This window comes from Glycocaulis sp., from assembly GCF_050485565.1.
Classification (GTDB): Bacteria; Pseudomonadota; Alphaproteobacteria; order Caulobacterales; family Maricaulaceae; genus Glycocaulis.
The window spans coordinates 1-13,174 of record NZ_JBJHBQ010000008.1; the positions used below are offsets into that span (position 1 = coordinate 1).

Genomic DNA, 13,174 nt, shown 5'->3' on the forward strand with positions numbered 1-13,174 from the left:
CTTGGTGGGCCATTACCCCACCAACAAGCTAATCTAACGCGGGCCGATCCTTTGGCGATAAATCTTTCCCCCGAAGGGCACATTCGGTATTACTCCCAGTTTCCCGGGGCTATTCCGAACCAAAGGGCACGTTCCCACGCGTTACTCACCCGTCTGCCGCTCACCCCGAAGGGCGCGCTCGACTTGCATGTGTTAAGCCTTCCGCCAGCGTTCGTTCTGAGCCAGAATCAAACTCTCAGGTTGATTCGACTCCGACACTGCATAAAACGTACTCAAAGTGACGGAGATTGTGGTCGCCACTCCCGAAGGAGCGACGAACAATCGTCACTATAGAGAAACGCGACAATGTCGGCGCCTCATGAGCGGCCTAGGCCAGTGGCCAGTTCCGCCCGCAGAGCGCCGCCGCCTGCGTTTCTCTTTCCAAAATCAACAATGTCAAAGAGCTGGTTTAAAATCAGGAACTTCCGTTCCGATCCAAACCCGCCGCGCCGCCCGTCTTGGTGGGCCACCCGGCGTTGGGAGCGCGGTGTCTATTGGACCCCTAACTCCCTGTCAACGCCCCGCTTCCGACTTTGTGCAGCGCTTGTGCAGTCCGGTGTGGAAGGCAACAGCTTTCCGCCCCGGCGCTCAACTTGACCGCCGCCGATGTCGTCCGCTTGACGCGAGGTGGCGGCTTTTATGGAACCGCTGCGCCCGTGTCAACCGAGTATTTCGCGACTTGCTGCTAAACCTCATCGGCCTGGCTACAGAGCATAAAACTCCGCGACTGCGCCGTAAGCGCGGCCTTCGCAAGTCCTGTCCTACTCGGAAAGGACGCGCAATATGACGAGATTTCGCGCTCAAGGCAAGGCCGAAATGAAGCTCCGGGCCGAGTTTTCCACATGCCAGAGCTGCAATCGGGCGATTCAGGCCGTTTCGATATAGGCCTTGAGCGCGCCAGCCTCGGCTTCCGCGCTTGCTATCTTGCGTTTCACCACATCGCCGATCGACACAAAGCCGCTCATCCGGCCTTCATCCATGATGATGATGTGGCGGACCCGCTTTTCGGTCATCAGCTCCATCAGCGTGTCGATATGCGTTGTGGATCTGGATGTTATGAGCGCCCGCGTCATCACCGACGACACTGGCTGGTCAAGCACGCCCGCGCCGTCACGTGCAACGGCACGCACAAGATCGCGCTCGGAAAACACGCCGACCACATCGGCGTCCCTGCCCGCAACGACAACCGCGCCAATACGGTGCTCGGCCAGCACATGTGTGGCCTCAGCCAGCGTGGTATGGGGCGGTATTGTAATGACGTCCCGCCCTTTTTGGGCGAGTATCGCGGCAACATTCATGGCTGCCTCCATATCGGCAAGATTGCCTGTAGGGATGATGCCCGAAGCGGACCCGGTGTGCAAACAATCTCCCGGGCACGGTTAAAAATGCCGGGAGAAGGCTTTCCATGAGCAGACAGCGCAAACTCGAACGCGATCTTGATCGCTGGATCGCGTCCGGCTGGGTGGAGCCGGCGCACCGCTCGGCGATTCTCGACGATGCGGCCAGCAAGAGCGGCCATTGGAGCGCCACCGGTGCCGGGCTGATTCTCGGCTCCGTGCTGCTGGCGCTGGCGGCCCTGTCATTCATCGCTGCGAACTGGGCGGGGATGCCCCCATTGGCGCGATTCGTGTTGATTCTTGCCGCGCTCTGGGCGTCTCTCGCCGGAGCAGGTGAGGCGTTTCGCCGGAATAACCCGGCTTTCGGCCATGCTCTGGCGCTTGTCGGCGCGTCCATTTTCGGCGCTGCCATCATGCTGACCGCGCAAACCTTCAATATCAGCGCGTTCAGGAATACCGGCATTCTCATCTGGGCGCTCGGCGCGCTGGCGGTCGCGGTGGCGATTCCCTCGCGGCCTGTTCTGGCGCTGGCGGCGCTGCTGGGCGGCAGCTGGATGGTCCTGGAAGCTGCCAATCCGCTCACGGCGCGTATCGTATGGGGCTTTGTGCCGCTCTGGCTGGTTCTGAGCGTCGCGGCTATCCGCTATGCCAGCCCCCTCACCGCCAACCTGCTGGGCGCGGGCCTGCTCGCCTGGCTCTATACACTCGCGCGCTGGCTTGTCGGCGGCGATGATTTTGGCGGGTACGCAATGTTCGTGACGCTCGCGTTGGTTTGCGCTGCTGGCACCCTGGTGCTCGCACTGGCTGAAGAGCGCGGGCTGACGCTCAGCCGCATCGCCTCACGCTGGCTGATGACCGGCGCGGTGGCCAGCGCGTTTGCCGCCCAGTTCTCCCTCGAGCGGGGATATGACGGTGCCACGGGCGCCCTTATCCCTGCCGGGCTGGTCTGCATCGCCATTATCGGCGCGGCCGCATTCATACGCCTGCGCGCAGGCACGATGCGCCCGCTGCTGGCCTACTCTGTACCGCTGATCGCGCTATGCGGTCTGGGGCTGGCCCTTGTTCCGGCCTTCGCGCCGGACTGGACGGACGCGCTGCAAGTGATCGCCGGCACGGCCGTCTTCGCGCTTGCCGCCGCCATGGTGGCTGAGGGCGCGCGGGCCGGGCGGGGCTTTACCGGCGGGCTGGGGCTGGTGCTGTTCATCGCCCAGGCCCTGCATGTTTACACGGCGCTGTTTGGCAGCCTGCTGGACACGGCGCTGTTCTTCCTGATTGGCGGATTGCTGCTGATCGCGATGTCGGTCATCGCCATGCGGCTGCAGCGCCGCAAACAGACCCGTACAGAGGAGGTGCTGCCATGAGCGTGATGATCCGCCTGCTTATTATTGCCGCGGGCATGACGGCCCTGCTGGCGCTGATGGTCATCAACCAGGCCAATGCCCGTGCTGGCGGCACCGAAATCCGCCTCGCCATGGAGCCGGTCGATCCGCGCGACCTGCTGCTGGGCCATTATGTGGAACTGGTCACGCCCTTGCAGCGGCTTGAAACCGCGCAGCTGCAAGGCGGGAGCGAACACGTGTTCGCGCAAGGCGACCGGATCTGGGTCGGGCTGGAGAGCGATGCGGACGGATCGTTCCGGGCGGTGTCTGTTCATCCCTCGCCGCGCAGCGGAACATATATTGAGGGCCGGGTGCGCCATGCCGGCTATGTCCGTGACGAGCCGGGCCAGTGGCTGACCGTCCACTATAATATCGAGCGCTATTTCGCCTCGCCCGAGGCCGCGCTGGAGCTGGAAGCTCTGCGCAACGAATCGCGCCTGCGCCTGATTGTGTCACTGGGCGGTTCAGGCAGCGCGGTTATCCGTGGCCTGGAAATCGACGGCGAAGATCATCTCGACCGGCTGTTCTGAAGGACCGCACGATGACCATAAAGCTATACGCCAATGCCGGCTGGGGATCGGCTATCGTGGAGGCGCAGCTCGCCTGGTACGGCATCGATTTCCAGCTGGTGGAAAGCGGCGATCTTTTCCAGGACGCCGCCGCGCGCGAGAAGCTGGCCACCATCAATCCGCTGGCACAGATACCCACGCTTGTTCTGGATTCGGGCGAGATCCTGACCGAGAGCGCCGCCATCACGCTGTATCTGGCTGACATGACGGGGAGCGACGCGCTCGTGCCCGGCCCCGGCAGCCGCGAACGCATGGCCTTCCTGCGATGGCTCGTCTTTATCGTGGCCAATATCTACCCGACCTACACCTATGCTGACGATCCGTCCCGCTTCGTTGCGGAGGAAGCCGCCCGCAAGCCCTTCTTCAAGGCCGTCAACGCCTACGCCCAGAAGCTGTACACGCAGCTGGACGGTGCGGCTGGCAGCCCGTGGTTTCTCGGCGAGCGTATGAGCGCGCTTGATATCTATATCGGCGTGATGACCAACTGGCGGCCCGGCAAGGCGTGGTACGAAGCCAGTGCGCCCCGCCTGGCCGCCATTGCCGGCAGGGTTGGCGAGAACCCTGCCGTGGGCCGGGTTCTGGCGCGCAATTTCCCTGAGGGCTAGCGCGCCGCAAATTACCGCCTGAACACCCTTACAAAGACCGGGTAGAGCAGCATGCCCGCCAGCAGCCCGCCGACATGGCCGGCCCAGGCGATGGGGGTGGAATAGAACATGCCGCCAATCGCGATCAGCACATTGATGAGCAGCCAGGGCATGGCCAGGCGCAACATCCCTGCCCGGCCGCCATTGGCCCAGCCCGCCGCTGCAAACACGCCCGACACCGCCGTGGACGCCCCCACCATGAATGTGGGCTCGTTCAGATGGATCAGCGCGTGCAGCCCGGCTCCCGCGATGGCACAGGTGAAATAGAAGGCGAGAAATCCCGCCGCAGCGGAAAAGCCCCGCCCGAAGGGCGCAGCCGCCGCGCTGCCTACCGCCAGCAATATCCCCATATTGAGCAGGACATGCCACCAGCCGGCATGGACAAAGACATGCAGAACGTAAGGGCTGAGACCGCCAAGGGGCGGCTCTGGCGGCGGATAGGGGAGCATGTCAGGCGCCGTCACGAGCGCGCCTGACCACATGATGAGGCCATGCAGCACATGGTTATTGGCCGCTGCCCAGCTATCAACGCCGTGCACCGCCAGGGTCAGCGCGCACAGAGCCAGCACCAGGCCGGATACGCCCGGCCCGAGGAATGGCGCCCGCACTGCCGCCGCCCGGTCTGCGGGGTCCTGCTCGCCGGGGCCTGCACCGCCAGGTGCGCCAGGTTCCTGTTCAGTCAATGGTTTTTCCTTTTCGAAACCCATCGCGGATGGCGACTGGCACACGCGTTGCAGCCACCAGGTCCAAGCGTATCCAAACAGGACACTGGAAAAGATTATGCCGCGTTTTGCCAAAGTCACCCTCGCCGCCGCAGCCATCGCGCTTGCAGGCACCAGTATAGCCCAGGCCCAGCAGGCCGGGGATAACTGGAACCAGCCCTATGGCATGGCACAAGGCGACGAGAACCGCCCCTATGCCGGCCAGCGCGGGCGTGGTGCCAACCGCGTCGTGATCAATGGCATCATCCAGACCGGCGTTGGCGTCTCGGCGCAAGGCACAGTTACCGGTTCGACCGGTCTTCGCGGCGGTGTTGGCGGCCATACCGGCTCTTCAGCCACCGCCATCGCCAACCAGCTCAATGTTGTCGTGAATGGCAATTACAACACGGTGGTCGTGAATTCGCGCCAGATCAATAATGGCGACGTCTCGGCCAATGCCAGCGCCTCTCGCGCGGCGCAGCAAGCCAACACGCAAACCTCCTCCTCTACCCCTCAAAGTCCGGAGTCGCCCCAATGACCCGAATTAAAAGCCTTTTCGTGGCCGCCGTATCGGCTCTTGCCGTATCGGCCTGCGCCACTTCCAATTCCGGCTCTGACGGGCTGTATGCAACGCCGACGGGCAATGCGCCGGTTACGGCCAACCCGACCCCGTACTCGCAAGCGCTGGTATGCATTTCCGGCCATGCGCGCCAGCAGGGCCGTCCGGCACCGCGCGTCGCGGTGGGCCGCATCGCGGACTATACCGGCCAGCTGGCACCTGAGGGCGGCACACGCGTCACGCAAGGCGCATCGCTGATGGCGATGAGCGCCTTTGCCAAGGCTGGTGCACGGCTGGTGGAGCGTTTCGACACATCGGTGGCCGAGCTGGAGTTGCGTTACACCAACAGCCAGCTGATCGGCGACGAAGTTGAAGAGCAGGGCTTTCGCCAGATCTACGCCGGTGCAATGCCCGGTTCGGACTATTTCCTGGTCGGCGGCATTACCGAGCTCAACTCCAATATCCGCTCCAACGGTCAGGATCTGTTTGCCGGTGACAGCGTTGATTCCAGCCCGGCAGCGGTCTTCTCGCGCCGCGTCTATGTGATGAATGTCGCGCTTGATCTGCGCCTTGTGGATAGCCGCACGCTCGAAGTGGTCGACGTTGTGTCCTACCAGAAGCAGATCATTGGCCGCGAGCTCTCGGCTGGCATTTTCAGCTTCTTTGGTGATGCGGTGGTGGATCTGTCCGCCGGTGGCCGCTCGCTTGAGCCGGTCCAGCTCGCAGTACGCGCCGTCATCGAGCGCGCCGTGCTTGAAATCTCGTCCCAGCTTTATGGCGTCCGTGCTGAATCGGTCTGCCAGTTCAATGATCCCATTGGCCCGTCGAATGTTACCGGCGGCGTCCAGCTCAATACGGCTTATGCCGGTACGGAGGCCCCCTATGTCCAGGCACGCACTGACGTCAATCGTGGCCATGACCGCCGCGATAGCGACATCCGCAGCGTCCTTCGCGGCGTCTATCGATAGGATAGAGAACGACCAGGCCAACGCTGCCCCGGTCGACGCCACTGTCGAAGTCGAAGCTGTCACGACAGAGATTGCTACCGCCATTGCTACGGCGCAGAGCAACTCGGCCGGCGGCAGCTTTGCCAACGAAACCGAGATCGAATCGACGCAGGTCACAACCGGTGCGACCAGCGCCACGACCGATATCGAGGCAGACTCGGTGTGGGGGCTGTCGACCGGCTTTGCCACCGCGCAGGGCAATGCCCTGACTGTGGACGGCGAAAATGGTCTCGACATTGACGCCGAGCAAACGGCCGGTGCCGGTGCCAGCGTATCGGCGCTGTCCGCGCTGCGCCTGAACACCTATGGTGGCAATACCGCACAATCGGCCATCGCCAGCGCCAACGCCGTCGAGGTGATGGGTTCGGGCAATATGCCGATGAATATCCGCCAGTCTTCTGAAGCCGATGTCGAAGCACGCTCGCAGATCGAGGCCGAAGAGGTCGAAACGGCGCTGGCCACCGCGCAGAGCGCGGGCAACAGCCTGACCGTGACCGGTTATGAGGCGAACATCATCGCGTTCATCGATCAGGAAAACAGCGGCAATGTGCGCTCGACCGTCGATGCCGACATCGCCCATGCCAACTGGGGCGTTACCGCGATGAGCGAAGCCTCCGGCAATACCGCCTCGTCCCAGAACAGCTGGGGCTATGGCCATCTGCAGGGCGGCCAGAACAATTCAGGCGAGGTGCGCGCCACGACAACGCTGGCCGTCGGCACGTTTGGTGACGGCCCGGTCGTCGGTTCGGCCCACGCGGTTGGCAATAATGCGCTGGTGTCCAATATCGGGGCAGATGCCTATAGCGGCGTGACGCAGAACAATTCCGGCGCGGTGACGGGCCAGGTCTCCATGCAGCTGGGAACCGGCATGGCCGCCTACGGCACCAGCTCGGCCATCGGCAACGCGCAATCGGCCTATATCTGTGCGACCTGCCCGGTGGGCCTGAATGCTCCGGTGAACCAGGTCAATTCCGGCGCGATCAGCTCGGTGACCCAGATGCGGGCCAATGGCTATGTCGGCGGCATGACCGGATCGGCAACAGCGGTCGGCAATGTCTCGACCTTCTCCACGATCACAGGGAACTAGACGAGATCACCGCCCCACCGGCGGTCCGCGTCATGTTTTGATCCAACAGGGGCTTGTCCGGGGGAGCCATGATGTCTCCCCCCGTTTACGGGGGGAGTGGCCCGACGGACGGTGGGGGGGATTATCTCAAAAAGCCCCCCCTCCGCCTTCTTCGAAGGCACCTCCCCCGTAAACGGGGGAGGACATCCCGTCGCCGGTAATGACAATCGGTTTGGCACCGTCACCAAACTGCGACCGCCAGACAGTGGTTAGAAAAAGCCCAGCGTGCCCGCTTGCGGGCTGCCTGCCATCAGCCGGTCCAGGCCGGCATTATAGTTGGCGAGCCGGGCCTGCATGTAGGCTGGGACCTGCCCGCCTTTCTTGCCCGCGCCCGGACCTTCCAGCAGCTGTTTGAGCGCCGGATCCTGCGTCAGCTCGCGCCAGGCGCGCTGGATCACGGCCATCGCATCGGTCAGGGCCTCGTTTGCGGCAATCGCGCCGTCGCGACTGGAAATATTGTAGCTGCCACCAAGCCTGAGCGAGAAGGAAGGCGGCGCGGCCGCGCTCTCATCGCGCGTACTCTTCTTGGTCAGCGATTTGCCGGTGATCGTGCCGGAGGGAAGCCCGAGGCTTTCCAGCGCATTCTGGCCGTCTGAGCCCGCTTTCAGCTCGATGCTGACCCCGTCGCGCGGGGTGATGCGCAGGAACTCTTCGCCCGTGCGCCGCCCGACGGCTGACGTACCGTTAAGCAGCAGGACCGCGTTCAGCTTGAAGGTTAGCGAGCGCATGGTCTCGTTCGCGTCGATCGTAATCTTCTGCGCGCGCCGGCCATTGACCGAAATGTAGAAATGGTCGCCTTCGCGCGCCGCGCTCTGGGCGGTCACCACCCGGCTGTCGGCATAGACGATCTTGCCGCTCGGCAGGCCCAGCTTTGACAGGACCGAATCGCCCTGCGGATCAACGATAATGCCCGCGCCTTGCGAGACGCCGCCGCGCCCTGAAATCTGCTGCGTCCACTCATGCGCGCCGGTGGCCGCATCGAAACCGGCCGCGAACGCATTGCGCGTGCCGATCTGGTTTGCGCCGGGCAGTTCGCCATTTGTCGTGCCGGACAGATAAACCTTGCCGCCCGACACCTGAATGCCGGTCGCGAGATCATCAACGCCGGTGCCGAGGAAAGTCGTGTAGCTGACCGAGGCGCTCGCCCCGTCCTCGATTTTCACGAGGAAGGCATCGCGCCCGCCTTCATTGGCTGCCAGAGGCGCGCTGGGCGCGAAAGCCGCGCCTGCGCCGCCGGTCAGATAGATCGCGCCATCATCATCCACGGTGATGGCCGTGATGCGCCCGCCGCCAAGCGCGCCCATATCCAGCGTCCAGACCGGATCACCGGTGCCGTCATCGCCGGGCGCGAACTTGGTAACGACCGCCCGTCCGTCAACCTCGCTGGCGATCAGCAGGCCGCCATCCTGCGCCGTGGTGACGGCGCGTGCGCGTTCAATCCCTGCGCTGGCCTCCACGCCGCGCGTATAGAGCACGCTGCCGTCTGCCCCGATCGCGCGGACATAGCCATCAAGGCTGCCCTGATTGGTCATGCCGCCAAAACTGCCGCGCGCTTCACCGACAACGAAAATCGTGCCGTCATCGCCAATGGTCACGGCGTTGGCACGGTCATCGCCGGCTGCGCCAAAGCGCTGGGCCCATTGCTCCACGCCATCGGCATTGAATTTCACGACAAGGGAATCCTCGCCGCCCAGATCGTTCGTGCCGCCAAGCGCGCCTTTTACCGATCCCGCAACGACGACATTGCCAGCGCTGTCCACGGCCACCGATGCGCCATTGGCCTCGCCCGCTGCACCCAGCACCCGGCTCCACACTTCCTTGCCGTTGGAATCGTAGCGCATGAGGACCAGATCGGACTCGCCCTTGATATCCTGCCCGTTCACCGCCGAGCTGGTGCGGCCAACGACATAAATGCCGCCATCGGGGGCCTGCGTAATGGAATCGATGGTCAGCGGGTTGGCTGTTTCAGAGCTGCGCGTCTCGCCGCCCGGCAAAGGCACCTCGGTGATGGTACCGTCCGCTTCAATGCGCTGTGCAAACTGGACAATGGGCGTGCCATCCAGCCCGGTGATTTTTGAGAGCTGACCAGCCGCGCTGTCGCCTGTCCCGGTCACGCCTGCCATGTAGATGGCCGGCTTGCCCTGCGGCGCAGAGAACGAGACCTGCTCGGTCAGCACGCCACTGATGCGCAGCGCCCAGTCATTGGCCGTGACGATGCCCGCAGGCCCCACCTCGCCCACGCGGACAGCCGAAAAGCGGGTGATGATCTCCTGCTCTTCCAGCTTTGAATTGATGAAGTCGGTGACGTTGCCCATGGTGCGCGGCGTCGCGCCCATTTCGGACAGATCGATGGCGACATTGATGTCGCCGCCATTCTTGCGCACCGTCACCGTGAACTCGACATCGCCCTGGAAGGCCGTCACCGCCTGATCGGCCGGGCCTTTGTGAATGATGCCGGTTGTGTACTCGCTGATACCGCGGCTGACCGCGACTTCGCTCTCCGCCCGGGTAAGCTGGGTGTTCTTCAGAACGGAAATCTCGTCCAGCTTCAGCTTGGAAAAAAAGTCATCCATCTGGCCAAGACCTTCCTGGAAACGGCGGTTCCAGAAGGCCAGATCGGCCGGATTGGCATTGCGTTCACTGGCCGCAGCGGCCAGCGATTGCAGCGCGCGAAGGCCGGTGAACATCGCGTAGAGCTTTTTCTCGTCCTGGCTGACATTCAGCTTGGAAAAAGCGCTGGCGTCTGAATCGAAGAAGCGGCCATTGGCCAGAACCGAGCGGCGCACCGCGTCCAGCGCCGTTACCTCGCCGCGCGGATCCCAGGGCGGTAGCACGTCCTTGTCGCGCGTGGAGCCTTGCGTCTGCTGTAAGGGCGCACGCGCGTTTGCCGCCGCATTGCGCGCAGCGTTCTGTGCGGAAAACCACGCACCCAGAACATCGCCTGACAGGCCAGCAATCACGTGTCGCTCCTGCGGACAGGATCGTCCACCAGCCAGTCTCGCAAACCATCACCAACAAAAGGTTAGCCCGCTGCGCATCTGCTCCTGCGGCGTCAATCAAGGCTAAGAGAGTGTTAACGGCTGCGGGCCGAAGGTTAACGCGCATTCGTGATTCGATATTTCCTTGTGAGGACAGATGAGCGCCACAGCGTCCAAAGCCACTGCCCCGGCCGCCGCGAAAGGCGATCTGGAGCCGCTCTTCCTGGGCCGGGATTTTCGCGCTCCGCGCATGAATCTCGATGGTAGGACCGTGCTGATTACCGGCGGCACCGGCTCGTTCGGGCATCATTTCGTCCGCACTGTGATCGAGGAGTTCAAGCCAAAGAAACTCATCATCTTTTCGCGCGACGAGCTGAAACAGTATGAGATGGCGCAGCTTTTCCCGCCCGCGCAATATCCCTTCATGCGCTATTTCATCGGCGATGTGCGCGATGAGGGCCGGCTGGACATGGCGATGCGCGGGGTGGATGTGGTGATCCACGCTGCTGCGCTCAAACATGTGCCGATTGCCGAATACAACCCGTTTGAATGCATCCGCACTAATGTGTTCGGCGCCGAAAATGTGGTGCGGGCGGCCATCAAGCGCGGCGTGAAGCATGTCTGCGCCCTGTCCACCGACAAGGCGGCCAACCCGATCAATCTCTATGGCGCATCCAAGCTCGCCTCCGACAAAATATTCAGCGCGGCGCAGAACATTGGTGGCGAGGATGGTCCTATTTTCTCGGTGGTGCGCTACGGCAATGTGGTGGGGTCGCGCGGCTCGGTCGTGCCCTTCTTCAACAAGCTGATTGCTGAAGGCGCAGACCATCTGCCGATCACAGACGAGCGCATGACCCGCTTCTGGATCACGCTCACCCAAGGGGTGAATTTCGTCCTTTCCTCGCTGGCCATGGCCAAGGGCGGAGAGATTTTCGTGCCGAAAATCCCCTCCATGCGCACGACGGATCTGGCCCGCACACTCGCCCCCGGCCTCCCGCACAAGATTATCGGCATCCGCCCCGGCGAGAAGCTGCACGAGATCATGGTGCCAGAGGACGATGCCCGCTCAACGGTCGAGCTGGAAGACCGCTATGTCATCGTGCCCCCGCAGCGCACCACGCTGATGGCGCAATGGCTGGACGCGGGCGCAGCGGCCCCTGACGGCTTCTCCTATGCCTCTGACAGCAATCCTGAGCGGCTGGACGCGCGCGCGCTGCAATCCCTGCTGGGGCAGGCGTTCGGGGGGTAGCAGGCTACCCCAACACCTCACCCAGCGCCGCACACACCCGCTCCACATCGCCCGCCTCCATCCGTGTGAAGAGCGGCAGCGATAATGTCTGCGCATAATGCGCCTCGGCCCCCGGCAGATGCAGAGCACCATAGCGCTGCACATAATAGGGCTGGGTATGGACCGGGATGTAGTGCACCTGTGTGCCGATACCGCGCTCTTTCAGGGCATGCATCACGGCCGCGCGCGTGCGCCCGGCGGCCTCGAAATCGATTCCCACATTCATCAGATGCCGGCACGGATCGCTGCCTTGCGGATCGTCAGGCAAGCGCACCAGCGGCGCGAGCGGGCGCAAGAGCTCGCGGTAGGAAGCCGTCAGCGCGCGGCGCTTCGCGGCGAACTGCGCCATGCGAGCAAGTTGCGATCGTCCAAGCGCGGCGTTGATGTCCGGCAAGCGGTAATTCCAGCCCAGAGACGCCATCTCATGATACCAGGGCTCGCCTGCGCCTTCGGCCCGCTCAAACCGCACCGCATCGCGCTCAATACCGTGGCTGCGCTGGCGCGCCATGCGGGCAGCGAGATCGGAACTGTTCGTGGTCACCATCCCGCCCTCACCGGTGGTCAGCGATTTGACCGGGTGGAAGGAGAAGCAGGCCGCATCGCTATGCGCGCATGATCCCACCATCGCGCCCGATGCGCCGCGCGAGGCGATGGCGTGGCAACTGTCTTCGACAATCGCGAGGCCATGCTGGCGGGCGAGGCGGGCAATTGCCTCCATGTCGCACGGCACACCGGCCAGATGCACCGGCAGCACGGCCTTCGCCCTGCCGCCTGCCCGCTCCAGCGCGTCTGCCAACGTGTCAGCGGTCAGCAGGCCCGTCGCCGGGTCCACATCGGCAAACACAATCTCCGCCCCGCAATAGCGCGCGGCATTGGCGGTCGCCATGAAGGTGATGGACGGGACAATGCAGACATCCCCCTCGCCCACCCCCAGCGCATCCAGCGCGAGGTGAAGCGCCGTCGTGCCATTGGAGCATGCAATGGCGTGGGCGGCCCCGGTGAACCGCGCAAACTCCGCCTCGAATGCGGGGATTTCCGGCCCGGTCGTCAGATAATCAGATTGCAGCGCGCGCACGGCGGCGGCGATATCAACCTCGTCAATATCCTGGCGCCCATAGGCAAGGAAATCAGCCTGCTGCGTCATCGGGGTGCTCCGTAGCCCATCTCATGTTGCAGACCAGCATGGCGTGAGTCGCGCCCCTGCCATCGCCCGCCCGGTTTGCAGGCAGACGCGCTCTTGAGGCGAGCACAGAGAGCTGATTTGTCAGGAAAGGCTCTGAATCGGCAAGTCCATATTGACTCACCGGCGGGCGTGTCACGCGATGTTCATGCGGTTCTGGTGATCCGTATTTGCAGAAAAACTCGAGGCCGTGCTCGCACGGCCTCATTTCCTGTGTCTGCGAAGCATAGACTATCATCATAACTTCCAAGCCCCCAAGTATTGCGGCATTTTTACCACATTCTGCTGCGTTGCAGCGAAGCTGCGGCAATTAATGTTGCGGCGCACCAACAGCTGCGTAAAGCTAATGTGACAAAGCGCGGCGTCA

At 63.3% G+C, this 13,174-nt stretch carries 11 protein-coding genes and 1 rRNA gene; 7 read left to right on the forward strand and 5 right to left on the reverse strand.

Annotation, left to right across the window (positions count from 1 at the left end; genetic code table 11):
* Positions 1-243, reverse strand: a 16S ribosomal RNA gene (locus ACQ5ID_RS09875); the annotation flags it as partial.
* 662 nt (positions 244-905) lie between these two features.
* Positions 906-1,400, reverse strand: coding sequence for a CBS domain-containing protein (locus ACQ5ID_RS09880; protein WP_429912285.1), 495 nt, complete (start codon positions 1,398-1,400; stop codon positions 906-908).
* 44 nt (positions 1,401-1,444) lie between these two features.
* On the opposite strand from ACQ5ID_RS09880, the gene ACQ5ID_RS09885 reads away from it, so the two are divergent.
* Genes ACQ5ID_RS09885 through ACQ5ID_RS09895 form a run of 3 tightly spaced genes read left to right on the forward strand, consistent with a single transcriptional unit; the run spans position 1,445 to position 3,929 of the window.
* Entirely contained in the window at positions 1,445-2,737 is a 1,293-nt protein-coding gene (locus ACQ5ID_RS09885; protein WP_429912286.1) for a DUF2157 domain-containing protein, read from the forward strand.
* Positions 2,734-3,285 (forward strand): GDYXXLXY domain-containing protein, encoded by a 552-nt coding sequence (locus ACQ5ID_RS09890; RefSeq protein ID WP_429912287.1) that lies wholly within the window; start codon positions 2,734-2,736, stop codon positions 3,283-3,285. The genes ACQ5ID_RS09885 and ACQ5ID_RS09890 overlap by 4 nt, the downstream gene beginning before the upstream one ends.
* 11 nt (positions 3,286-3,296) lie before the next feature.
* Entirely contained in the window at positions 3,297-3,929 is a 633-nt protein-coding gene (locus tag ACQ5ID_RS09895; RefSeq protein ID WP_429912288.1) for a glutathione S-transferase family protein, read from the forward strand.
* A gap of 11 nt (positions 3,930-3,940) precedes the next feature.
* Here ACQ5ID_RS09895 and ACQ5ID_RS09900 read toward each other — a convergent pair whose 3' ends face one another.
* Complete coding sequence (locus ACQ5ID_RS09900) at positions 3,941-4,651, reverse strand: rhomboid family intramembrane serine protease (protein ID WP_429912289.1); 711 nt, start codon at positions 4,649-4,651, stop codon at positions 3,941-3,943.
* Positions 4,652-4,748: 97 nt separating this feature from the next.
* Here ACQ5ID_RS09900 and hfaA point away from each other — a divergent pair, with 97 nt between their 5' ends.
* From hfaA to hfaD, 3 genes are read left to right on the forward strand one after another with little or no spacing between them, the layout of a single operon-like run.
* Complete coding sequence (gene hfaA, locus ACQ5ID_RS09905) at positions 4,749-5,207, forward strand: holdfast anchoring protein HfaA (RefSeq protein ID WP_429912290.1); 459 nt, start codon at positions 4,749-4,751, stop codon at positions 5,205-5,207.
* Positions 5,204-6,196: a holdfast anchoring protein HfaB gene (gene hfaB / locus ACQ5ID_RS09910; RefSeq protein ID WP_429912291.1), complete on the forward strand. Its 993-nt coding sequence runs from the start codon at positions 5,204-5,206 to the stop codon at positions 6,194-6,196. The genes hfaA and hfaB overlap by 4 nt, the downstream gene beginning before the upstream one ends.
* Entirely contained in the window at positions 6,111-7,322 is a 1,212-nt protein-coding gene (hfaD, locus tag ACQ5ID_RS09915) for a holdfast anchor protein HfaD (protein WP_429912292.1), read from the forward strand. Before hfaB ends, hfaD begins: the two co-directional genes overlap by 86 nt.
* Positions 7,323-7,570: 248 nt before the next feature.
* Here hfaD and ACQ5ID_RS09920 read toward each other — a convergent pair whose 3' ends face one another.
* Positions 7,571-10,321 carry a hypothetical protein gene (locus tag ACQ5ID_RS09920; protein ID WP_429912293.1) on the reverse strand — a complete coding sequence of 917 codons (2,751 nt, stop codon included), beginning with the start codon at positions 10,319-10,321 and terminating at the stop codon, positions 7,571-7,573.
* Between the two features lie 175 nt (positions 10,322-10,496).
* Here ACQ5ID_RS09920 and pseB point away from each other — a divergent pair, with 175 nt between their 5' ends.
* Positions 10,497-11,588, forward strand: coding sequence for a UDP-N-acetylglucosamine 4,6-dehydratase (inverting) (pseB, locus tag ACQ5ID_RS09925; protein ID WP_429912294.1), 1,092 nt, complete (start codon positions 10,497-10,499; stop codon positions 11,586-11,588).
* A 4-nt stretch (positions 11,589-11,592) separates the two neighbouring features.
* Here pseB and pseC read toward each other — a convergent pair whose 3' ends face one another.
* Positions 11,593-12,771, reverse strand: coding sequence for a UDP-4-amino-4,6-dideoxy-N-acetyl-beta-L-altrosamine transaminase (gene pseC, locus ACQ5ID_RS09930; RefSeq protein WP_429912295.1), 1,179 nt, complete (start codon positions 12,769-12,771; stop codon positions 11,593-11,595).
* Positions 12,772-13,174 lie beyond the last annotated feature (403 nt).

Bases quoted from the DNA above. Each gene is read 5' to 3' on its own strand.
- ACQ5ID_RS09885 (WP_429912286.1), top strand. From the start codon at position 1,445: ATGAGCAGACAGCGCAAACTCGAACGCGATCTTGATCGCTGGATCGCG.
- ACQ5ID_RS09890 (WP_429912287.1), top strand. From the start codon at position 2,734: ATGAGCGTGATGATCCGCCTGCTTATTATTGCCGCGGGCATGACGGCC.
- ACQ5ID_RS09895 (WP_429912288.1), top strand. From the start codon at position 3,297: ATGACCATAAAGCTATACGCCAATGCCGGCTGGGGATCGGCTATCGTG.
- hfaA (WP_429912290.1), top strand. From the start codon at position 4,749: ATGCCGCGTTTTGCCAAAGTCACCCTCGCCGCCGCAGCCATCGCGCTT.
- hfaB (WP_429912291.1), top strand. From the start codon at position 5,204: ATGACCCGAATTAAAAGCCTTTTCGTGGCCGCCGTATCGGCTCTTGCC.
- hfaD (WP_429912292.1), top strand. From the start codon at position 6,111: ATGTCCAGGCACGCACTGACGTCAATCGTGGCCATGACCGCCGCGATA.
- pseB (WP_429912294.1), top strand. From the start codon at position 10,497: ATGAGCGCCACAGCGTCCAAAGCCACTGCCCCGGCCGCCGCGAAAGGC.
- pseC (WP_429912295.1), bottom strand. From the start codon at position 12,771: ATGACGCAGCAGGCTGATTTCCTTGCCTATGGGCGCCAGGATATTGAC.